The organism is Deinococcus multiflagellatus, assembly GCF_020166415.1.
Lineage (GTDB): Bacteria > Deinococcota > Deinococci > Deinococcales > Deinococcaceae > Deinococcus > Deinococcus multiflagellatus.
The window spans coordinates 206,628-225,808 of record NZ_JAIQXV010000001.1; the positions used below are offsets into that span (position 1 = coordinate 206,628).

Below are 19,181 nucleotides of genomic sequence, written 5' to 3' on the forward strand. Positions count from 1 at the left end.
CATTCCACACCACCGGAGGGATTACCATGACCATGACGAACGAAACTGTGCTGGACAAACTGCAGTACCTGCTGGGCACCCTGCGCGACGGCGAGAAGGGTTTCAAGGACGCCGCCGAGCACGCCACCGACCCCCAGCTGCGCCAGCTGTTCATGGAGCGCAGCGTGCAGCGCGCCCAGATGGCAGGCGACGTGGAAAGCCACATCAGCCGCCTGGGCGACAAGCCCCGCGAGCACGGCAGCGTGGGCGCCGCCCTGCACCGCACCTGGCTGAACGTGCGCGACGCCCTGACTGGCCGCGACGACTATCAGGTGGTCGCCGAGTGCGAGCGCGGTGAAGACGTGGCCGTGGAAAACTACCAGGACGTGCTGAAAGAAGCCGAACTGCCTGCCGACATCCGCACCTTCGTGGAGGGGCAGTACGCCCAGGTGAAGGCCAGCCACGACCAGATCCGCGACATGAAGCACAGCATGCAGGCCAGCTGAACCAGGCCATGAAAAGCGCGCCGCCCCGGTTACAGGGGCGGCGCGCTCCATTGCTGCTCTTTGTTTTAGCCCCGGCGGCGGCGGCGCAGGCGCTCCATCGCGGAGTCCAGGCTCAGGCGCATGCGTTCCAGGGCCTGGGCCAGATCCCCGATCTCGTCGTTGCGCTCGGCCTGCACCGGGCGCGACAGGTCGCCCATGCTGATCGAGTCGGCGATCTTCACCAGCTGCTCAATGGGCTCTACCACGCGCCGGGCGGCCCGCAGCGCCAGGTATGCGGCCAGACCCAGCGCCAGCAGCGACACGAACAGCACCAGCAGCAGCGTGTTGCGCAGCGACGCCGCCTGCTGGGCGTTGGACACCCCCACGGCCACGGTGTACAGCAGGTTGTCGTTGCCTTCCACGGAGCGCCCGGAAGCCAGGGTGCGCTTGCCGTTCTCCTGCGACACGGTGACCTGCTGCACGATGAAGTTCACGTTCGTGGCCTTCTGGTTCTTGGGGTCGTCGGCCAGCGCCTGCAGCTTTTGCACGTCGTTGGCGGTGCCGCCCATCTCCTTCATCTCGTTGGCGCGCGCCTGGTACACCTTGGCGGGCGAGATGGTGGCGAGGTAGTTGTTCTTGTTGGGGTTCTCGATCAACCAGTTGCTGACTTCGGCGTTCAGCAGGTCGTTGATCTCGCTGTTCTGGCTGGCAAAGTAGCGCGAGCCGTCGCGCAACTCGACCTGCACGAAGCCCACGCTGGAGTTGTTCACCAGTGCGTCCAGCTGCGGCTGAATCTGCTGGAAGCCACGGTTGGGGTCGATGTTGCTGCTGACCGCCACGGCCACGGCCTGCGCGTTGCGCTGCACCAGGCCCTGCTGCAGCGGCGGCAGGGTCAGAGCCAGCACACCCAGGGTCAGGGCGCTGGAGATGCCCAGCGGCACCAGGGCGCCCACAGCCATGCGCTGGCCCAGGCTGGTGCGGCGTTTGGTCGCCTTGGGCGCCTCGTCCACCAGCGGGGTCACCACCATGGTGTCCATGGCCTGGGGCACTTCGGCGGCCTGGGCAGGCGCGGCGGCCGGCGTGGCGTCGTGCAGCGTCAGGGCGCCGGTAAAGTCCGACCACACATCTGCGCTGGGCTCGGGGGCCGCCGGGGCGCTCACCACCGGGGCCACCACCGGGTCCATCACCGCTGTGCCGGCGCCAGCGCCCCAGCCTGCCGGCGCGCTGTCCAGCCCGCCCAGGGCGCTGGCCAGCCCGGCGTCCAGGCCGCCGCCCGGCGTCGCCGGGGCCGCGAAAGGATCGGCCGCGCCTCCAAAGGGGTTCTGGTCCGGGCCGCTCTCGCCGAACGGCACCGCCGGCCAGATGGCCGAGGCGCGCAGATCGGCCATGTCCTGCGACGCCGTGGTCTGGGTCTGCAGCGGCGCCAGCGGCGCGTCGTCGGGGGCCGTGGGCGCGGCGACCGGGCGGCTGGGCGCCACGCCCTGAAAGGGCTCGCTCAGGATGTCGGTTTCCTCGCGCACCTCTTCCAGCGCCACGCTGGCCCCCACCTGCTGAAACATTGACATCAGCAGTTCGGCGCGGGCGCGGCCCGTGGGCTTCATCAGGCGCCCGGAACGGCGGCTGCCCAGGCGCTGGGCCTGCTCGGCGTTCAGGCCGAACTTATCCTGCAGCAGCTGCTCTAGCACCTGCTTCTTGTCCTGCGCGACGGCTTCTCGGATGACAACGGTGTACTTCATGTGTGGGCTCCCAGAGTGAGGGGAATCGGGGGTGGCGGGGTGGGCAAGGCGGGGCGGCTCATGCCAGGCCCCGGGCGCGGAGGTTGCGGGCAAACTGCTGCACCCGTTCGGGGCTCAGCTGCCGCGCCACGTGCGACAGCAGGCCGTTCAGGGTGCCGCCGTCGCCCAGATCGTCAAGCGCCTCGTCCACCATCACGGCGGCCATGGGGCCCACCACGGGGGTCAGGCAGGCGGTCACGGCGTCGGCCATCTCGTCGGAGACCTGCTGGTGGTGCTGCGTGGCGCGCTTGACCCAGTCGGCGGCCATGCGCAGGCGGTCTTGCACGTCGGGCACGGTCATGCCGGCCAGCCGGGCCACCTCGGCCACCTCGCGGGCGCCGTCCACATGGGTCATCACGCGCCAGATGTTAAAGGGCAGCGGCGTGGCGTCGGTCAGGCCTTCAGGCCAGTGGGGAACCGTCAGGGTCATGCGACCTCCAGGCCAGAGGCGGCCCATTCTGGGCGCTCACGCAGGGCGCCCACGGGAACGTCGGCCAGGCGCAGGCCCAGCCGCATCAGAATGGCGCGCAGCGCCGCGTTCATGGCGGGCCGGAACTCGCGCACCGGCACCTCGTCTTCAATGGTCAGTTGCCCACCCCGGAAGCTGATGTCCTGGGCAAACGGGTCCAGGCAGGGGTGATCACCTGCAAGCCGCACCGCCACCTGCTGCCACACGCTGTCCAGCGGCGAGACGCGGTGCACGGCCTGCAGCAGCTCCTGCCAGAACTTCACGAACTGCGCGCGGTTGCCTTCCGCGTCGGTGGCGTACAGCAGGCACGGCGCCCCGGCCTCGGGGAGCGCACCGCCCAGAAAGCGCCCGAACGACCAGAAGCTGCAGCTGAGCCCCGAGACCAGCAGGCCGTGGAAGCACTCGCGCTCCAGCTCCGTTTTCAGGGCGGGCCACGCGGCGGGGGCCGGGCGCCCGGGGGCCGCGCGGGTGGCCCACAGCAGCTCGGTGACATTCACCGGCAGCGCCGCGAGGCTGATGCGCGCCCGGGGCACGCCCTGCATGGCCACCGCCCAGGGCACCGGCTGGCCGCCGTGCGTGTAGCCGCCCAGCAGGGTGCCGCGCGTCCACAAAAAGCGGACCCAGCGGCCTTTTTGCCACGCGTCAAAGACCCCGGTAAAGCCCTGGGCTTGGCGCAGCGTCAGATCGGCGGTCACCTCCGTCCACGGGTAATGGTCGGTGCTGAGGCCAGCGTACACGGCGTCGCCCTGGGGGACGGCAACCGCGTGGTTCAGGGGTGGGATGGCAGCAGGAGCAGATTCTGGCATGGCAATTCCGGGTGAGGTCAGAATGAGAGTTGGTCGGGGCGAGGCACAAAGAACATGACCGGGTGGATACTGCACTATCTCACCTCGGGGGCTCTTACGTCGCGCTTACACATGTACGAAACCTCACGTGGGCCCGGGGCACCACGTGAGGTTCGGCTGAGAGCGAGGTTGATCAAGCGTGGGTCAGTCGCCTGCGCCAGCACGTGGCGGGCAGGCGGGGCCTGCCTAGCCCAGTTCGGCCAGCAGCGCCTGAACCCGCTCGCGCAGGTCACCCCGGGCCTGGGGGGCGCCCAGCTGGTGCAGGCCGCCGTGGTAGGCGTCCGGGTCCCCGAACAGGCGCGAGAGCAGCTCGAATTCGCGCTGGCTGCGCAGGCTGGCGTCGTCGCGGAACAGGGTCACGTACTGGTCCTGGAAAGCCCACTCACTGAGCTGCCCGTCAAGGTAAGCGCGCATCAGGCGGCGGTAGGGCTCCACGTTGTCGTCGGTGGCCACGCTGCCGCTCTGGGCTCGGGGCGGCACCTGGCCCTCAAAAACGGGCGTCAGGGCCTGCGGCGTGATGTCCCAGTTGTTCACCTCAAACTGCGCCTCGCCGCCCCGGAACAGAATGAACTGCGGGCTGTGGTGCACGATCCCGGTGCGCTGGGCCACATGGTTGCTGGCCGGGCGCCAGTCCACCACGCGGATGTAGCCCACCGGCAGCTCGAAGCGCTGCAGGAAGGTTTCCACCACCCCAAAGCCCTGCATGGTCTTGTGGCAGGTGCCGGCCTTGAAGACGGCGGCCAGCGGGTAATCCTGCAGGAACTGGTCCACCTCTTCGGGCGTGGTCAGGGGCACCAGAACCTGAGCGTCGGCTTGTGCGGTCTGCGTCATGCCTCCAGCATAGCGCCGCTTTACAAAACGAAGTGAAAAGAGGTCGTGGGCATCCTCAGAACGGGTTCAGGGAGAGGGAAGGGCAAGGAGGCCCGGAGGTGTGCCGACAGGCCTATCCTCCCCCGTCTGTGGACGCTGCCCCAGACGGAGCGCGCCACAGCATCAGCAGCCACGCGGCGCCCGTCAGCGCAGCGCACAGCAGAAACACGCTGCGGTAGCCGAAGGCCTGCGCCCAGGCCCCGGCCGTGATCCCGCTGAGCATGCTGCCCACACTGCCGGTATTGGCGAACAGGGTGGTGGCCGCCGCAAAGCGCCCCGGCATCAGGCCCTGAAAGTAGGTCATGCCCAGCCCGGCCAGCAGGGCCAGCACCACCGCGCGCAGCACCTGGGCCGCCACCAGCGCGCCCACCCCCTGCGCCAGCAGCAGCAGGGCAAAATGCACGGCGAACAGGCCCATCCCGGCTGTGACCAGCCGCGCCACTGGGGGCGGGCGGCGCCACGCCACCAGCGCCAGCATCACCGGAATTTCCAGCAGCGCGCACAGGCCCACCAGCAGCCCCACCAGCCCCTCGCTCTGGTTCAGCGTGCCGGTGACGAACAGGGGGAAAAATGTCATCCCCATGCTCATGGCCATGCCATACAGCACGAAAGCCAGGGCGCTCCAGGCCACCGCGCGCCGGGGCGGCCCGGCGCTGGGGCGGTCCGGGCCCACCGCCGCGCGGGGCGCGCGGCCCGGCACCCGCCACAGCGGCAGCGCCGAGAGCACAAAGCAGCTGCTGGCCAGCGCGAAGACCCCGGTAAAGTCCAGCCCGGCCAGCGCCAGTGCCCCCAGCCCTGGCCCCACCACCCACGAGAGGCTGAACACGGAGCGCAGCGCCGTCATGGCCCGTTCGGCCAGATCGCCGGGCACGTCCTGCAGGGCCGCGCGCGCCAGCGAGAACACCTGCGGAAAAGCCGCCGAGCCAGTGCCCAGGAACACGGCCCCCACCAGCAGCAGCCCGGCAAAGTCGCGCACCACGCCCAGCAGCGCGTAGGCCATAGCCCCCGCCGCAATGGTGAGCAGCACCAGCGGCTTGCGGCTGGGCCAGCGGTCCGACCAGCGGGCCAGCCGCGTGGCGATCAGCACCGCGCTGACCGCGTTGAGCGACAGAAACAGGCCCAGTTGCAGCGGGTTCAGGCCCGCTTCCTCCACCGCGAACAGGGCCATAAAGGGGATCGCCAGCGACAGGCCAAAGCCCAGCAGAAACACGCTGAGGGCCAGCCGCGCCGCGTGTGGCAGCCGCAGCACCGCCCGGAGCATCTGCCCCGCTGAGTCGGGGTGGGCAGGGTGGGTCATGGGGCGGGCCACAGCGGCATCCGACCACTGTACCCCGCGCGGGTGCCGGCCCAGTGGGCGGCCGGGGCCCGATCTTAAGCAAAAGCACAGGTTGACAGAAGATTATTTTTAGGTATAACTAAAAATATGATTTGCCGCCACTTTCTGCTGCTGGGCAGCCTGAGTCTGGCCGGCGCGGCCCTGGCCCAGCCGGCGCCCCCCAAAAAGACGGTGCTGACCACCTTCACCATCCTGGCCGACATGGCGCGCAACGTGGCCGGTGACCGCCTGAACGTGGTGTCGCTGACCCGCCCCGGCGCCGAGATTCACGGCTACCAGTTCACGCCCAGCGACATCGTGAAGGCCCAGAAAGCCGACCTGATCCTGAACAACGGCCTGAACCTGGAACTGTGGTTTGCCCGCTTTACCCGCCAGCTGCGCGGTGTGCCCACCGTGACCGTCACCGAGGGCATCAAGCCCATTTCCATTGCCGCTGACGCCTACCGGGGCAAGCCCAACCCCCACGCCTGGATGTCGCCCAAGAACGCCCTGATCTACGTGGAGAACATGCGCAAGGCGTTTGTGAAGCTCGACCCGGCGGGGGCCGCGACCTTCAACCGCAACGCCGCGCGCTACAGCGCCGAGATCCGCAAGGTGGACGCCATGCTGGCCAAGCAGCTGGCCACCGTGCCGCAGAACCAGCGGGCGCTGGTCACCTGTGAAGGGGCCTTCAGCTACCTGGCGCGCGACTACGGCCTGCGCGAGTTCTACCTGTGGCCGGTGAACGCCGAAGAAGGCCAGGGCACGCCCCGGCAGGTGCGCGCGGTGATTGACGCCGTGCGCCAGAACCGCATTCCGGCCGTGTTCTGCGAGAGCACCGTGCCGGCGACCGGTATGCAGCAGGTGGCCCGCGACACCGGCGCGCGTTTTGGCGGCGTGCTGTACGTGGATTCCCTGACCGACGCCCGCGGCCCCGTGCCCACCTACCTGGACCTGCTGCGCAAGGACGCCGCCGCCATCGTGAAAGGGCTGACCGGCCAGTGAGCCCTCACGCCCTGGACATTCACGACCTCAGCGTGGCCTACGGCGGCGGGCGGCTGGCCCTGCGCCACGCCACGCTGACCGTGCAGGAGGGCAGCATCTGCGGCCTGATTGGCATGAACGGCACGGGCAAGAGCACGCTGTTCAAGGCGGCGATGGGGTTCCTGCCGCCCATCACCGGGCAGATTCAGGTCTTTGGGCAACCCATGCGCGCCGCCCAGCGCCAGGGCCTGATTGCCTACGTGCCCCAGAGCGAGGACGTGGACTGGGACTTTCCGGTGAGCGTGGGCGACGTGGTGATGATGGGCCGCCAGGGCCGCATGGGCTTCCTGCGCCGCCCCAGCGTGCGCGACCGGGACATGGTGCATGACGCCCTGACGCGCGTGGGCATGGCCGCCTTTGCCGGGCGCCAGATTGGCGAACTCAGTGGGGGCCAGAAAAAGCGCGCCTTCCTGGCCCGCGCGCTGGCCCAGGAGGCCCGGCTGCTGCTGCTGGACGAACCCTTTGGCGGCGTGGACGTGGGCACCAGCGAGGCCATCATTGCCCTGCTGCGCGACCTGCGCCGGGCCGGGTGCAGCGTGCTGGTCAGCACCCACGACCTCGACAGCCTGCAGGAATTCTGCGACCACGTCGCCTTTGTGGGCGAGCGCACCGTGCTGGCCTTTGGGCCCACCGCCACCACCTTTACACCGCAGAACCTCGCCCGCGCCTTTGGCGGACGCCAGCACCAGCCGGCCGCGCCCGCGCGCCTAGAGGTGGGCGCATGATCGAAACGCTGCTGGAACCCCTCACCTACGATTTTATGGTGCGTGCCCTGCTGGTGAGTTCGCTGGTGGGCGCCGCCTGCGCGGTGCTGTCGTGCTTCGTGACCCTCAAGGGCTGGTCGCTGCTGGGCGACGCGGTGTCGCACGCGGTGCTGCCCGGCGTGGTCATCGCCTACTTGCTGGGCTGGCCCTTTGTGGTGGGCGCCTTCCTGTTCGGCCTGCTCAGCGTCTCGGCCATCGGCTTTATCGGGTCGCGCTCGCGCGTCAAGGAAGACACGGTGATCGGCGTGGTCTTCACGGCGCTGTTCTCACTGGGCCTGGTCATGATTTCCAAGATTTCCAGCGAGGTCCACCTGTCGCACATCCTGTTCGGGGACGTGCTGGGCATTGGGCAATCGGAACTGCTACAGACGGTGGTGGCGGGCACCCTGGCCCTGACGGCGGTCGTGCTCCTGCGCAAGGACCTCGTGCTGTACATCTTTGACCCCTCGCACGCGCGCAGCATTGGTCTGAACACCACGCTGCTGTACTACGCGCTGCTGGCCATCCTGGCCCTGACCATCGTGACGGCGCTGCAGACCGTGGGCGTGATTCTGGTGGTCGCCATGCTGATCACCCCCGGCGCCACCGCCTACCTGCTCACCGACCGCTTTGGGCGCATGCTGTGGCTGGCGGTGGCCTGTGGGGTGCTGTCCAGCGTGCTGGGCACCTATATCAGCTACTTTCTGGACGGCGCGACCGGCGCGTGCATCGTGCTGACCCAGAGCGTGCTGTTTGGGCTGGCGTTCCTGTTTGCGCCCAAACACGGCCAGCTGGCCCGCCGCCGCCAGCAGCGCCGCGAGCGTCTGGAAGAACTGGGCCAGCTCCAATCATCCAGTCGCTAAGCCAAGCGGCCTAGTGACGCGTCCCGTGGCCGGGGGGGAGTGCTACCCTCCGGCCATGACCACAATTCAGGCCCCGGCCCTGCCCCCCCGTTCCGACGTGCCCCGTGAGCAGACCTGGGATATTGAGGCGCTGTTTGCCAGCCCCGACCACTGGCAGGCCGAGGCCGAGGCGCTGCCCGGGGCCATGGACGCCCTGGCCACCCACGCGGGCCGTCTGGGCACCCCGGAGGGCCTGCTGGCCTACCTGACGGCGGCCGACGACATGGAACTGCGGCTGACGCGCTTTTTCTCGTATGCCAGCATGGGCGCCAGTGTGGACGGCCGCGACGCGGTGGCGGCTGCCCGGCGTGATGTGGCCACCACCCTGGCCGCGCGCTACAACACGGTCACGGCCTTTTTCCGCCCCGAACTGCTGGCCCTGGATGAGCGCACCGTGCGCGGCTGGCTGGACACGCCCGCCTTTGCCGATCAGCGCGTGCGCCTGGAGCGCATTCTGCGCGGCAAGCCCCATGTGCGCAGCGCCGAGGTGGAAGAACTGCTGGGCGCGGTGCAGGCGCCGTTTGCCAGCGAGCGCGGCATTCACCCCGCGCTGGCGAATATGGACCTGCGCTTTGGCACGGCGGGCGGCACGCCGGTCACCCAGGGCAACGTGGACCGCCTGACCGCCCACCCCGAGCGCGAGGTCCGGCGCGAGGCCTGGGAACACTACGCCGACGCCCACCTGGCCGCGCGGCACTCGCAGGCGGCCATGTACGCCACCAACGTCCGCCAGAACGTGTTCCTGGCGCGGGCCCGCCGCTACCCGGATGCCATCACCGCGACGCTCTCGCCCGACCGCATTCCCGTAGGCGTCGTGACCACGCTGCTGGACACCTACCGCGCCCACACGCCGATCTGGCACCGCTACTGGCGGGTGCGCCGCGACTGGCTGGGCCTGGATGAACTGCGCGAGTACGACGTCAAGGCCGCCCTGGTCCCCCCGCGCGAGGTGAGCTACGCCCAGGCCGTGAACTGGATTGCCGAGGGCATGGCGCCCCTGGGCGAGGCGTACGTGGCCGACCTGCGCCACGGCCTGACCACCGACCGCTGGGTGGACTACGCCGAGAACGACGGCAAGCGCCAGGGGGCCTACAGCAACGGCGGCGGGCGGGTCAAACCCTACATCTTCATGACCTGGAACGGCACCATGAATTCGTACTCCACCCTGGCGCACGAGATCGGCCACTCCATGCACTCGCTGCTCTCGCAGCGTGAGCACCCCTCTTCGGTGCCGCGTTACACGCTGTTTCACGCCGAAGTCGCCAGCAACTTCAATCAGGCGATGGTGCGCGCCCATCTGCTGGAACAGGCCCGTGCGGCGGGTGACACCACCTTCGAAGTGCAGATCATTGAAGAGGCGCTGTCGAACTTCCACCGCTACTTCTTCATCATGCCCACGCTGGCGGCCTTTGAACTGGAAGCCTACCGCCGCATTGAGGCGGGCGGCACCCTCAGCGCCCCGGACCTGATGACCCTGACCGCCGACCTGCTCTCGCAGGGCTACGGCGACGGCGTGACCATGGACCGCGAGCGCTCTGGCATCCTGTGGGCCCAGTTTTCCACCCACCTGTACGCCAACTTTTACGCCTACCAATACGCCACCGGCATCAGCGCGGCCCACCAGATCCTGGAGCAGTTTGCCGCCGACCCCGCCGGCGCCCGTGAGCGCTACCTGCGCTTCCTCAAGTCCGGTGGCCGCCTGGACCCCATTGACGCCCTGAAGGAAGCGGGCGTGGACATGCTGAGCCCCGAACCCGTGCAGGCCACCTTCCGCACCCTGGAAGGCTACGTGGCCCGCCTGGAAGAGTTGTTGCCAGAACGCCGCTAACGGCACAGGCCGCCGCCCCCTGGTTCACCGCCAGGGGGCTTTTTTGGCCCCACATGTGCTCGCACGCGCTCTCAGCGCCCGTCATGCTGGTCCCATGACCACGGCGCCCCTGCCTGCTGCCCACCCTGAAGCGCCTGCGCTGGACCGCCCCTGGCCGTGGTGGCGGCGCTTTGCGCTGCAGTTCGGCAGCCTGTACCTCGCCCTGTATTTCCTGGTGGGGGTGCAGGGCTTCGCCCCCCTGCCTGACCCGCTGCGCTTTGCCATGGCCCACGCTTTCAGCCGCGCCCTGTTCAGCGCGCCCCTGCCGCCCCTCGCTGGACCCACGGGGAGCGGCGACACCGCCCTGGACTGGGCGTGGACCCTGGTGCTTTTGCTGGCGTCGCTGCTGGGGGGCGCCGTGTGGACCCTGCTGGACCGCCGGGCGCCCCACCCCCGCCTGATGGTCACGCTGTCGCAGTTGTTGCGCGTGTCGCTGATCTGGTGGCTGGCGGTTTACGGCCTAAGCAAGTTCAACTTCGGGCAGTTTGGCCTGCTGGTAGACCGGCAACTGACCACCACTTACGCCGAGTCCAGCCCTATGGGCCTGCTGTGGCGCTTCATGGCCGCCAGCCCCGGTTACCAGTGGCTGGCAGGCGTGGCCGAGGTGCTGCCCGCCCTGCTGCTGCTGCACCGCCGCACTGTGACCCTGGGCGCCCTGATCGCCGCCGTCACCATGACCAACGTGCTGGCCCTGAACCTCTTTTACGACGTGCCTGTGAAGAACTTCAGCGCCCACCTGCTGCTGGCGGCCCTGGTGCTGCTGGCTCTGGACGCCCGGCGCCTGCGCGCCTTCGTCACCGGCGAGGCGGTGCCCGCGCAGGTCGCGCGCCCACAGCCGCGCGTGATGACCGTCCTGGCGTGGCTGGTCACGGCCGCCCTGCTGGTCATGGTGGGCGTGCAGGCCCGCACCGGCCTCGCGGCCCTGCACACCGACCGCCAGCGCACCCAGGTCAGTGCCGAGCCCCTGAAAACACGCGGCTTTCAGTGGGTGAACGAACAGCCGTACAACCGCTGACCGCTGAGGCTAGAGCGGTTGACCAAAGAACCCCCTCACCCCTCGCTGCGCGAGGCCCTCTCCCACGAGGGGAGAGGGTCGAAAACCCACATCATCTTTATGTCAACTGCTCCAGAGAGATTCAGCACGCCGCCTGGGAGGCTCGCTGAGGGCGGACACTGCGCGCCCACCGCGAGCAGTCTTCAAGACCGTGCTGTTCTGTCGCCGGCACCGCCAGCGTGGCGCAGCCCTGACCCGGCCTCCACCTCCATCGGCCCCACACCAAAAGGGGCGAGGCGACCACCCGGCCGCCTCGCCCTTTCCTGCCCAGCCCGGCTTACGCCTGCTCGACTTCCACCATCTCGCTGGCTTCAATGATGTCGCCTTCCATCACATCGTTCCAGTCGAGGTTAATCCCGCACTCGTAGCCGGTCTGCACTTCGCGCACGTCGTCCTTGAAGCGCTTGAGGCCCACCACGGTGCCCTCGTACACGACCTGCTTGCCGCGCGTGACCTTGGCCTTGGCATTGCGCTTGAACATGCCGTCGGTCACGTACGAGCCGGCGATGTTGCCGCTCTTGGGGTGACGGATGACCATGCGCACTTCCGCGCGGCCCAGGTACTTCTCCTCGAACACGGGCTCCACGTTGCCCTTGATCAGGCGGTCCACCTCATCAATGAGTTCGTAGATGATGCGGAAGGACTTGATGTCCACGCCCTTGCCGTCGGCCACCTTCTTCACGCCGCCCGAGGGGGTGACGCTGAAGCACAGAATGGTCGCCTCGGCGGTGGAGGCCAGCAGCACGTCGCCTTCGGTGGGCGCGCCGATCCCGGCGAGCATCACGTTGATCTTGACGTCGTCGCTTTCCTTGCGGGCCAGGATGCCCTGAATGGCTTCCACGCTGCCCTGGGTGTCGGCGCGCAGAATCAGGTTCACGGTGCGCACGCTGCCCAGCGGTCCCATCATCTCTTCCAGGGTCAGGCGGCGCTGCACGCGGGCGTTCTCGGCGTCGCGGCGGGTATCCACGCGCCCAGCCACCACTTCACGCGCGGCGTGCTCGTTCTTGGCCGACTGCACCTTTTCACCGCTGGACGGCACTTCGCTGAAGCCCAGAATCTGCACCGGGGTGCTGGGGCCCGCTTCCTTGATGCGCGCGCCCGCGCTGTCGGTCATGGCCTTGATCTTGCCGTAGCCTTCGCCCACCACCAGGAAGTCGCCCACGTGCAGCGTGCCTTCCTGCACCATCACGGTGGCCAGCACGCCGGCCTGCTTGTCCACCTTGCCTTCAATGACCACGCCGCTGAAGGCCGCCTTGGGGTCAGCGCGCAGGTCTTCCAGCTCGGCAGTCAGGCTGATGTACTCCAGCAGGTCTTCTACGCCCTCGCCGGTCTTGGCGCTCACCGGCACCACCACAAGGTCACCGCCGTACTCTTCGGGCACCAGGTTCAGCTGCGTCAGGTCCGTCTTCACGCGCTCCGGGTCAGCCTGGGGCAGGTCTACTTTGTTGATCGCCACGATCATGGGCACCTTGGCCGCCTGCGCGTGGGCAATCGCCTCGCGCGTCTGGGGCATCAGGGAGTCGTCGGCGGCAATCACGATGATCGCAATGTCCGCCACGTTGGCGCCGCGCGCGCGAATGGTGGTAAAGGCCTCGTGGCCGGGCGTGTCGATAAAGACGATCTTGCCCTTGCTCGTCTTGGCTTCAAAGGCCCCGACGTGCTGGGTGATCCCGCCCGCTTCCTTGGCGGCCACCTTCGTCTTGCGGATGTAGTCCAGCAGGCTGGTCTTGCCGTGGTCCACATGGCCCATGATCGTGACCACCGGGGCGCGGTGGGGAATCTCGGGGGTGGCCTCGGCGGCGGGCTCGGCCACCTGCACGGGCGCGGCCTGGGCTTCAGGCTCGCGGGCCGGGGTCGCCTCGGCGGCCGGGGTAGAGGCCGGCTGGGCCGGGGTGCTGGGCGCGGCGTCGGCCACCGTGTCGGCCACAGGGGCCGCCTCGCCACTTTCCTCGGCCAGAATCTGCTTGATCAGCTCCACGGTGTCTTCCTCGATGGTGCTGCTCACGCTCTTGTAGCTCACGCCCAGACCATCGAGAATTTCCAGCATTTTGGCGTTCTCTACGCCAAGATCCTTGGCCAGGGTATAGATACGAACTTTCGACATGCTCACCTCCGGTGAGACTCGCGCCTGTCCCCGCGTGGGGGCTACGCGTTGTGAATCGGGTCGGTGCCCGTCTGCGCCGTGCCTGGTCTCAGGGCCGAAACCGCTGCCGCCTGCGCGCCAAAGACCCGGCGCAGTCGCTTGTCCTGCCAGCATTCGGGGCGGTCAGCGCACAGGTAGGCGCCGCGTCCCTGCCGGGGCCCGGGGCACACGGTCCAGGCGCCGTCCACCCGGGTCAGGCGCACGAACTCAGGCTGGGGCCGCTTGCGGCGGCAGGCCACGCAGGTGCGCTCCGGCACGTGGCGGGCAGGGTGGGGGCCCGTCAAGCCGCTTACTCCACGTCGTCCGGGCTGGCGGTGGCCACCGACTTGCTGTCCTTGAACAGTGCGTCAAAGGCCGACTGCGCCGCCGCGTTGCCCTGGGCGCCCTGGTCGTCTTGCATGGCCTGCTGCATGGCGGCGTCCAGGTCACTGATGGCGGCCGTCTCGCGCAGGTCAATCTTGAAGCCGGTCAGCTTGGCCGCGAGGCGCACGTTCTGGCCGCCCTTGCCAATCGCCAGCGACAACTGATCGGGCGTCACGGTGACGGTGGCCTCACGGCGCTCGGGCTGGGCTTCAATCAGGCCCACCTTGGCGGGCGACAGCGCGTTGCGGATGAAGTCGCGGGTGTTGGCGTCCCAGAGAATCACGTCCACGCGCTCGCGGCCCAGTTCGCCGGTGACCGCCTGAATGCGGTTGCCCCGGTGCCCGATGCACGCGCCGATGGGGTCCACGTTGCTGTTGTGCGAGAACACCGCCACCTTGGACCGCTGCCCCGCTTCGCGCGCAATCGCCTTGACTTCCACGATGCCGTTGGCGACTTCGGGGATTTCCTGGCGCAGCAGGTAGTCCAGCAGCCGCTCGTCGGCGCGGCTGGCCAGGATGGTGGGGCCTTTGGGCGTCTTGCGCACTTCTTTCAGGTAGATCTTGACGCGGTTGCCCGGGGTCAGCTTCTCGCCGGGAATCTGCTCGCGGGGGGGCAAAATCGCCTCGCCCGCGCCCAGTTCCACGAACCAGTTGCCCTTGTTGTCGCTGCGCACCACCTGGGCGGTGAGCACCTGCCCCTCGCGGTCCTTGTACTCGTTAAAGACCACGTTGCGCTCGGTTTCGCGCATCTTCTGGGTCAAGGTCTGCTTGGCGGCCTGCAGGGCAATGCGCGAGAACTTCTCGCGGTCCACCGGGAACTCCATCTCCATGCCCACTTCCACGCCGGGGTCCAGCTCCAGCGCGTCGGCCAGGGAGATCTGCAGGTGCTCGTCTTCGACCTTTTCCACGACCTCGCGCACGACCAGCACTTCCAGTTCGCCGCTCTGCGGGTCCAGGTGCACCTCAATGCGCTTGTCGGGCTCCACGTTGCGGGTGTAGGCCTGCGCGAGGCTCTGCTCGAAGGCCTCGATCAGCTGCAGCTCGTTGATGTTGCGCGCCTGCGCCACTTCCCGCAGGGCGTCGGCGAAATTGAATTCGGGTTGGCTCATCTCACTCTTCCTTTGGCCCGCGCGTGTGGCGGGCAACGGTGCTTGGGGCCCCGGCGGTGCTCAGCGGTGCCGGTCCGGAAACTCGGCCAGATTGGCCTGGAACGTGCCCACCATCAGGGTCTGGGGCTCGCCGCTGACCATGAAGGTCACCTGATCGCCGCTGACAGCCTGGATGGGGGCCGTAAACGCCAGCCCGCCCTCGCCGCGCACCCGGGCCTTCAGGCCCAGCATGCGCTCAAAGTGCCGCGCCCGGGTCAGGGGCCGCTTGGCACCCGGTGACTCGAATTCCAGGCGGTATTCCCCCGCAATGGGGTCCACGCGGTCAAATTCGGCTTCGGCCGCGCGGCTGGCCTTGGTCAGGTCGTCCACGGTCACCGGCTGTTCGTCCAGGCGGTCAATACGGATCAGGACCACCGGTTGCCCGCCCAGGTTCTGCACCTGCACTTCCAGCACTTCAAAGCCCAGAGGCTCCAGGGCTGTGCGGGCCAGCCCTTCCAGATTGTGTGTTGTGTTGTTATTCATATTGTCTCGGCCAGGAAAACCCAGGCCTGTTTCACCACCCCCTCCACGAAAAAGGGTGGGTCACGGCCCACCCCCCGTTCGAGGAACGACCCGCAGTATACCGCACTGGGCGCCGTTGTCCGGGCCGACCCTCACAAACGGCCCGGGGCGGCCCCGGGCCCCCTTGCGCGCCGGGGGGGACTGCCCTTAGCATGTCAGGCCACGCGTGGGCGGTTAGCTCAGCGGTAGAGCTCTCGCCTTACAAGCGATAGGTCGGGGGTTCAAATCCCTCACCGCCCACCAGAAGAAGACCCCGCGCCAGGCGGGGTTTTTCGTGTTGAACGTGGGAGAAAGGGCTTCAGCCTTCCGCCGGCCGCTTCTGCATCAGCGCCGTGCGCTTGCACTTGGCGACCACCTCGCCGCGCTGGTTCAGTGCCCGATGCTCCACCACCACAATCCCGGCGTCCGGGCGGCTGCGGCTTTCGCGCACCTCCAGCACCTCGGATTCTGCCCGGATGGTGTCGCCATGAAACACTGGCTTGGGGAACACCACGTCTGTCAGGCCCAGGTTGGCCACCAGCGTCCCCAGCGTGAGTTCATGCACGCTGAGGCCCACCAGCAACGACAGGGTCAGCAGGCTGTTCACCAGGGGGCGCCCAAACTCAGTCTGCGCGGCGTACTCGTGGTCCAGGTGCAGCGGCTGCGGGTTCATGGTGAGGGTCGTGAAAAACACGTTGTCGGCTTCGGTCAGCGTGCGGGTGACGCGGTGGCGAATGACCGTGCCGGGCGTCAGCTCTTCCAGATATCGGCCCTGGGGGCGCTGAAGGTCTTCATTCATAGGGGACCTCGGGGAGTGGTGAGTGGTCAGTGGAGGTAAAGAGCTCTGGCTCAGGCGGGGGCTGTTCCACGTCCCACTCCCTCCTCCCCACTTCCCGCGCCTGCCACCACCGCCCGCGCCGCCGCCAGCATCGGCTCATCCACCATCTGCCCTTCAAAGGCAAAGGCGCCGTGACCGCTCAGGCTGGCGTCGTGGGCGGCCTGCAGCAGGGCGCGGGCGCGCCTGAGTTCGGCCTCGGTGGCGCCAAAAATCTCGTGGGCCAGGGCCACCTGGGCGGGGTGAATACACAGTTTGCCCGCGTAGCCCAGCGCGCGCCCCTGGGCGGCGTCTTCCCGGAAGGCGGCCTCATCGTTCAGCCGCGTCACCACGATGTCCAGCGCGGGCACCCCGGCCAGCCGCGCGGCCAGCGCCACCTGCGAGCGGGCGTAGAGCACTTCCAGCCCTCCTGGCGTGCGCAGCCCGCCCAGGTCGGTCGCATAGTCCTCGGCGCCAAAGTAGGCCCACTGCACGGCGTCCTCGCGCAGAATGTCCAGGGCGTGCCACACCCCGGCCCCTGTTTCCAGGCCCGCCAGCAGGGGCAGCCCCAACCCCCGCGCCGCCAGCGCCGCCACCACCTGCCGCACGTCCGCTGCCGACTCCAGCTTGGGCACCACGACGCCCGCCAGTTCCGGGGTCAGCACCGCCAGATCGTCTTCGAAGTACGGCGAATGCACCGCGTTCACCCGCACGAACACGCTCAGGTGCGGCGCAGCGGCAATCAGGTCCCGCGCCGCGTCGCGGGCGATGGGGCGGGCCGCCGCCTTGGCCTCGGGCGTGCTAGGAATGGCGTCTTCCAGGTCAACCACCACGGCGTCGGGGGCGCTGCGCGGCAGCTTGGCCACCAGCTCGGGGCGGTTGCCCGGCGCAAACAGCAGGCTGCGGGGCCGCAGGGGCAGGGGAGGCGTCACGCCCGGTCCCCTGAACGAACGTTTGTTCTCATGGTCCCCAGGATAGCGGCTTACCCGGCAGGGGTTTCCCGGCGTTCCAGACGCAGCAGGGCAGGCGAGAGGAAGCCCGCCAGACACGCGGCGGCACTCAGCACGCCGCCCACCACGAACACGCCGCGCACGCCGATCCACTCGCCCAGCGGCGCCGCCAGGGCCAGCCCCACCGGTCCGGCCAGCCCCATCACGGTGTTCAGCAGCGACAGCACCCGCCCTTGCAGGTGGTTGGGCACGGTGGTTTGCAGGGTGGCGGTCAGGGGCGCGTTGCCAAACGCGAAGGTCGCGCCGCTCACTACCCACCACACCACTGCCAGCCAGAACCAGTCCGCCGGGGCCAGGGCGGTCAGGGCCACCGTCAGGCACGAGGCCGCCAGGGCCAGCAGCACCGTCACAATGGGCCGTTTTGGGTTCAGGGCCGCCACCAGCAGCCCGCCCGCAATCATGCCCACGCCCGACAGCCCTTCCATCAGGGCCACCTGCCCGGCCCCGCCGCCAAAGTGCGCTTTCACCAGCAGCGGGGTCAGGGTGAACGTGGGCATCACGACCAGCACCACCACACCCAGCAGACCGTACAGCCGCCGCAGGCCGGGGTTGTGCCACACCACGCTCAGGCCCTCGCGGAATTCGGTCCAGACACCCCGGCGGTCCTCGCGGGCGACGGTGTGTTGCGGAATACGGAACAGCAGCAGCGGCACAATCCCCAGCAGGGCGGTCACGACATCAATGCCCAGCGCCTCGCCCAGCGGCAGCACGCTGATGGCCAAGGCCCCCAACGGCGCGGCGGCCACCGTCATGAGGCCCTGCAGGGTCTGGTTAAACCCGGCGGCGCGCGGCAGGAACTCGGGCGGCACCAGCATGGCGGTGCTGGCAGCGGCGGCCGGTCCCTGAAACGCCTGCATGGCGCTGCGAATGAACATCATGGTGTAGACGTGCCACAGCTCCACGCCCCCGCTGGCAAACAGCCAGATCAGCACCAGCATGCACGCGGCGCTGATCGTGTCGGCCATGATCATGATGGTGCGGCGGCTGTAGCGGTCGGCAAAGGTGCCGCCCAGGGGCCCCAGCAGCGCCTGGGGCAGCAGCGCGGCCACGCCCGCTGTGCCCAGGGCGGCGGCGCTGCCTGTGGTGTCGGTGATCCACCACAGCAGCACAAACTGCGTCATGGCCGAGCCAATCAGCGACAGTGCCTGTCCGGTAAAGATGGCCCAGTAACGTGTGGCCCAGCCTGGACCAGGGTGCGGGGTGCCGGGCCGGGCCGGGGTCAGCGGGTCCATGCGGTCAGCGCCTCGCGCAGAGTCTGGGTCTGGGCGGCGCTCAGGCGCGGCTGCCCGGTCAGCTCGGCCAGCCAGAAGCCGTCGCAGGCCAGGCGCACGGCGTGGGCGGCGCCTGCGGGCACGCCGTCGGCCTCAGCGCGTTCCAGCAGAAACACCTGGGCCTGGGCCAAGGCTTCCAGCAGCGCGGGTTGCCCGGCCAGCGGCACCAGCGCGCGGTGGAGGGCCGTGTCCTCCTCGCCCTCGCAGAACGTCAGGGCGATGTACGCCCGCAGCCACGCGCCCGGGTGCGCGCCGTGCGCCTCACATTCGCGGGCGTACGCGGCTTCCAGCTCCTCGCGGAACTGCTCCACCAGCGCCAGCGCCAGCGCCTGCAGCAGGGCGTCGCGGCTGGGAAAGTGGTGCAGCAGCCCCCCCTTGCTAACCCCAGCGGCGCGCGCCACGGCGTCCAGTGACAGGGCGGCGCCTTGCTCTCGTACCACCTGCCGGGCAGCTTGCAGCAGAGCGGCGCGCGTGAGTTCCGGCTGACGGGTTCTGACCATGACTACAACATACCGTCCAGACGGTCGGTAAGAAAGAGAGAGTGCTGGGGGCAATGGGGGTGGTGTGGCGCCGCCCCCGACTAT

General features: G+C 68.8%; 19 protein-coding genes and 1 tRNA gene. 7 read left to right on the top strand and 13 right to left on the bottom strand.

Features of this window, described 5'->3' with window-relative positions:
• Positions 1 to 32 precede the first annotated feature (32 nt).
• Entirely contained in the window at positions 33 to 485 is a 453-nt protein-coding gene (locus K7W41_RS00985) for a PA2169 family four-helix-bundle protein (RefSeq protein ID WP_224603827.1), read from the top strand.
• Positions 486 to 550: 65 nt separating this feature from the next.
• Here the strand turns inward: K7W41_RS00985 and K7W41_RS00990 are convergent, their stop codons facing one another.
• The 5 genes from K7W41_RS00990 to K7W41_RS01010 all read right to left on the bottom strand — a co-directional run bounded on the left by K7W41_RS00990 (position 551) and on the right by K7W41_RS01010 (position 5,720).
• On the bottom strand, positions 551 to 2,200 hold the full coding sequence (locus K7W41_RS00990) for a HAMP domain-containing protein (RefSeq protein ID WP_224603829.1): 1,650 nt from the start codon (positions 2,198 to 2,200) through the stop codon (positions 551 to 553).
• Between the two features lie 58 nt (positions 2,201 to 2,258).
• Positions 2,259 to 2,669, bottom strand: coding sequence for a hypothetical protein (locus tag K7W41_RS00995; protein WP_224603831.1), 411 nt, complete (start codon positions 2,667 to 2,669; stop codon positions 2,259 to 2,261).
• On the bottom strand, positions 2,666 to 3,514 hold the full coding sequence (locus K7W41_RS01000) for a hypothetical protein (RefSeq protein WP_224603834.1): 849 nt from the start codon (positions 3,512 to 3,514) through the stop codon (positions 2,666 to 2,668). The genes K7W41_RS00995 and K7W41_RS01000 overlap by 4 nt, the downstream gene beginning before the upstream one ends.
• 225 nt (positions 3,515 to 3,739) lie before the next feature.
• Positions 3,740 to 4,384, bottom strand: coding sequence for a monothiol bacilliredoxin BrxC family protein (locus tag K7W41_RS01005; protein ID WP_224603836.1), 645 nt, complete (start codon positions 4,382 to 4,384; stop codon positions 3,740 to 3,742).
• Positions 4,385 to 4,496: 112 nt separating this feature from the next.
• The gene (locus K7W41_RS01010; RefSeq protein ID WP_224603838.1) at positions 4,497 to 5,720 is read right to left on the bottom strand and encodes a sugar efflux transporter; all 1,224 of its coding nucleotides are present in this window, start codon (positions 5,718 to 5,720) and stop codon (positions 4,497 to 4,499) included.
• 126 nt (positions 5,721 to 5,846) lie between these two features.
• Between K7W41_RS01010 and K7W41_RS01015 the strand changes: the two genes are divergently transcribed.
• The 5 genes from K7W41_RS01015 to K7W41_RS01035 all read left to right on the top strand — a co-directional run bounded on the left by K7W41_RS01015 (position 5,847) and on the right by K7W41_RS01035 (position 11,309).
• Complete coding sequence (locus K7W41_RS01015) at positions 5,847 to 6,743, top strand: metal ABC transporter substrate-binding protein (RefSeq protein WP_224603840.1); 897 nt, start codon at positions 5,847 to 5,849, stop codon at positions 6,741 to 6,743.
• Positions 6,740 to 7,507 (top strand): metal ABC transporter ATP-binding protein, encoded by a 768-nt coding sequence (locus tag K7W41_RS01020; RefSeq protein WP_224603842.1) that lies wholly within the window; start codon positions 6,740 to 6,742, stop codon positions 7,505 to 7,507. Before K7W41_RS01015 ends, K7W41_RS01020 begins: the two co-directional genes overlap by 4 nt.
• Positions 7,504 to 8,388: a metal ABC transporter permease gene (locus tag K7W41_RS01025; RefSeq protein WP_224603844.1), complete on the top strand. Its 885-nt coding sequence runs from the start codon at positions 7,504 to 7,506 to the stop codon at positions 8,386 to 8,388. Before K7W41_RS01020 ends, K7W41_RS01025 begins: the two co-directional genes overlap by 4 nt.
• 55 nt (positions 8,389 to 8,443) lie before the next feature.
• Positions 8,444 to 10,255, top strand: a complete 1,812-nt coding sequence (pepF, locus tag K7W41_RS01030; RefSeq protein WP_224603847.1) for an oligoendopeptidase F — start codon at positions 8,444 to 8,446, stop codon at positions 10,253 to 10,255.
• Between the two features lie 94 nt (positions 10,256 to 10,349).
• Positions 10,350 to 11,309 (top strand): hypothetical protein, encoded by a 960-nt coding sequence (locus K7W41_RS01035; RefSeq protein ID WP_224603850.1) that lies wholly within the window; start codon positions 10,350 to 10,352, stop codon positions 11,307 to 11,309.
• A gap of 316 nt (positions 11,310 to 11,625) precedes the next feature.
• Here K7W41_RS01035 and infB read toward each other — a convergent pair whose 3' ends face one another.
• The 4 genes from infB to rimP are packed head-to-tail and all read right to left on the bottom strand — an operon-like array spanning position 11,626 to position 15,484.
• A complete protein-coding gene (infB, locus tag K7W41_RS01040) occupies positions 11,626 to 13,452 on the bottom strand; it encodes a translation initiation factor IF-2 (RefSeq protein WP_224603853.1) in 1,827 nt (608 codons plus the stop codon).
• Positions 13,453 to 13,493: 41 nt separating this feature from the next.
• Positions 13,494 to 13,775 (bottom strand): YlxR family protein, encoded by a 282-nt coding sequence (locus K7W41_RS01045; protein WP_224603857.1) that lies wholly within the window; start codon positions 13,773 to 13,775, stop codon positions 13,494 to 13,496.
• 5 nt (positions 13,776 to 13,780) lie between these two features.
• A complete protein-coding gene (gene nusA / locus K7W41_RS01050; protein WP_224603860.1) occupies positions 13,781 to 14,962 on the bottom strand; it encodes a transcription termination factor NusA in 1,182 nt (393 codons plus the stop codon).
• Positions 14,963 to 15,022: 60 nt separating this feature from the next.
• A complete protein-coding gene (gene rimP / locus K7W41_RS01055) occupies positions 15,023 to 15,484 on the bottom strand; it encodes a ribosome maturation factor RimP (protein ID WP_224603862.1) in 462 nt (153 codons plus the stop codon).
• Positions 15,485 to 15,691: 207 nt separating this feature from the next.
• Here rimP and K7W41_RS01060 point away from each other — a divergent pair.
• Positions 15,692 to 15,766 (top strand) — tRNA-Val (locus K7W41_RS01060).
• A 55-nt stretch (positions 15,767 to 15,821) separates the two neighbouring features.
• Here the strand turns inward: K7W41_RS01060 and K7W41_RS01065 are convergent.
• From K7W41_RS01065 to K7W41_RS01080, 4 genes are read right to left on the bottom strand one after another with little or no spacing between them, the layout of a single operon-like run.
• Positions 15,822 to 16,301, bottom strand: a complete 480-nt coding sequence (locus tag K7W41_RS01065) for a MaoC family dehydratase (RefSeq protein WP_224603866.1) — start codon at positions 16,299 to 16,301, stop codon at positions 15,822 to 15,824.
• Positions 16,302 to 16,351: 50 nt separating this feature from the next.
• Complete coding sequence (locus K7W41_RS01070; protein ID WP_224603869.1) at positions 16,352 to 17,248, bottom strand: HpcH/HpaI aldolase/citrate lyase family protein; 897 nt, start codon at positions 17,246 to 17,248, stop codon at positions 16,352 to 16,354.
• Between the two features lie 50 nt (positions 17,249 to 17,298).
• Positions 17,299 to 18,558, bottom strand: coding sequence for an MFS transporter (locus K7W41_RS01075; RefSeq protein ID WP_224603872.1), 1,260 nt, complete (start codon positions 18,556 to 18,558; stop codon positions 17,299 to 17,301).
• Positions 18,546 to 19,097 carry a TetR/AcrR family transcriptional regulator gene (locus K7W41_RS01080; protein WP_224603874.1) on the bottom strand — a complete coding sequence of 184 codons (552 nt, stop codon included), beginning with the start codon at positions 19,095 to 19,097 and terminating at the stop codon, positions 18,546 to 18,548. The genes K7W41_RS01075 and K7W41_RS01080 overlap by 13 nt, the downstream gene beginning before the upstream one ends.
• Positions 19,098 to 19,181 lie beyond the last annotated feature (84 nt).

Bases quoted from the DNA above. Each gene is read 5' to 3' on its own strand.
- K7W41_RS00985 (WP_224603827.1), top strand. From the start codon at position 33: ATGACGAACGAAACTGTGCTGGACAAACTGCAGTACCTGCTGGGCACC.
- K7W41_RS00990 (WP_224603829.1), bottom strand. From the start codon at position 2,200: ATGAAGTACACCGTTGTCATCCGAGAAGCCGTCGCGCAGGACAAGAAG.
- K7W41_RS00995 (WP_224603831.1), bottom strand. From the start codon at position 2,669: ATGACCCTGACGGTTCCCCACTGGCCTGAAGGCCTGACCGACGCCACG.
- K7W41_RS01000 (WP_224603834.1), bottom strand. From the start codon at position 3,514: ATGCCAGAATCTGCTCCTGCTGCCATCCCACCCCTGAACCACGCGGTT.
- K7W41_RS01005 (WP_224603836.1), bottom strand. From the start codon at position 4,384: ATGACGCAGACCGCACAAGCCGACGCTCAGGTTCTGGTGCCCCTGACC.
- K7W41_RS01010 (WP_224603838.1), bottom strand. From the start codon at position 5,720: ATGACCCACCCTGCCCACCCCGACTCAGCGGGGCAGATGCTCCGGGCG.
- K7W41_RS01015 (WP_224603840.1), top strand. From the start codon at position 5,847: ATGATTTGCCGCCACTTTCTGCTGCTGGGCAGCCTGAGTCTGGCCGGC.
- K7W41_RS01025 (WP_224603844.1), top strand. From the start codon at position 7,504: ATGATCGAAACGCTGCTGGAACCCCTCACCTACGATTTTATGGTGCGT.
- pepF (WP_224603847.1), top strand. From the start codon at position 8,444: ATGACCACAATTCAGGCCCCGGCCCTGCCCCCCCGTTCCGACGTGCCC.
- K7W41_RS01035 (WP_224603850.1), top strand. From the start codon at position 10,350: ATGACCACGGCGCCCCTGCCTGCTGCCCACCCTGAAGCGCCTGCGCTG.
- infB (WP_224603853.1), bottom strand. From the start codon at position 13,452: ATGTCGAAAGTTCGTATCTATACCCTGGCCAAGGATCTTGGCGTAGAG.
- nusA (WP_224603860.1), bottom strand. From the start codon at position 14,962: ATGAGCCAACCCGAATTCAATTTCGCCGACGCCCTGCGGGAAGTGGCG.
- rimP (WP_224603862.1), bottom strand. From the start codon at position 15,484: ATGAATAACAACACAACACACAATCTGGAAGGGCTGGCCCGCACAGCC.
- K7W41_RS01065 (WP_224603866.1), bottom strand. From the start codon at position 16,301: ATGAATGAAGACCTTCAGCGCCCCCAGGGCCGATATCTGGAAGAGCTG.
- K7W41_RS01075 (WP_224603872.1), bottom strand. From the start codon at position 18,558: ATGGACCCGCTGACCCCGGCCCGGCCCGGCACCCCGCACCCTGGTCCA.
- K7W41_RS01080 (WP_224603874.1), bottom strand. From the start codon at position 19,097: ATGGTCAGAACCCGTCAGCCGGAACTCACGCGCGCCGCTCTGCTGCAA.